At 74.4% G+C, this 1,082-nt stretch carries 1 pseudogene; it reads left to right on the forward strand.

The window, feature by feature from the left end:
- A pseudogene (locus GUY59_RS47095) lies at positions 1–1,082 on the forward strand (hypothetical protein); the annotation flags it as partial.

The following is a 1,082-nucleotide window of genomic DNA, read 5'->3' on the forward strand; positions in this document are numbered from 1 at the left end:
GCGGACGCGGTGTTGCTGGTCGACAACGTCGAACGTGTGCGGGGCTGGGAGGAGTGGCTGCTTGAGCGGTTCCTGCCGCGGGTGCCCATGGGGGCGCTGGTGGTGATCGCGGGGCGATGTCCGCCGGACATGCGGTGGCAGGCCGATCCGGGATGGGTGGGGGCGCTGGAGGTGCTGCCGCTGCGCGACCTGCGGGCCGGGGACGCGCAGGCTCTGCTGGTCTCTCGCGGGGTGCCGGCTGTGCTGCGCGAACCGCTGCTGGCCTTCGCCGGCGGTCATCCGATGGCGCTGCTGCTGGGGGCGGCCGTGGCGGTGAAGGACGGCGGGGCCGGCAGGCGGTGGACGCCGAACCAGGACGTGGTGGCCACGTTGCTGGATCAGCTGGTGGGCGAGCTGCCGTCGGCGGCGCATCGGCATGCCCTGGAGGTCTGCGCGCACGCGCACATGACGACGGAAGACCTGCTGCGGGCGGCCCTGCCGGACGACGCCGCGGCGTTGTTCCAGTGGTTGCGGCGGCTGCCGTTCGTGGAGTCGTGCGGGCTCGGGTTGTTCCCGCATCACGTGGTGCGCGAGGTGGTGGAGGCGGACCTGCGCTGGCGCGATGCCGAGGGGTACGCGGCGATGCACGGCCGCATCCACGCCCACCTGGCGGACAAGGTGCGCACGGCCAACGACGCGGACGTGCTCGGCGCGGTGGTGGCGCTGCTCTGCCTGCGTCGCGGCAACGGGGCGCCGGCCGGTTGGCACCGCTGCCGCGAGGAGGGCGAGTTCCAGGAGGACGTGCTGCGCGAGGAGGACGTCGGCACGCTGCTCCGGGTCGCGACCGCGGCGGAGGGCACGGCGTCCGCGGACTGCGCCGCCTTCTGGGCGCAGCGGCAGCCGGAGGCGTTCCGGCTGTACCGGCGCACGGAGACCGGCGAACCGGTCGCCTTCTCCGCGTGGTTGCGGCTGGAGGAGCTCGAGGAGGAGGAGTTGGCGGCCGATCCCGTCGTGGCCGCCGCGTGGGCGCACGCGCGGGCCACCACGCCGTTGCGCGCCGGTGAACACCTGGCGGTCAGCCGGCTGTGGATCTCGCCGCCGTA

This window comes from Nonomuraea sp. K271, assembly GCF_009908215.1.
Lineage (GTDB): Bacteria > Actinomycetota > Actinomycetes > Streptosporangiales > Streptosporangiaceae > Nonomuraea > Nonomuraea longispora.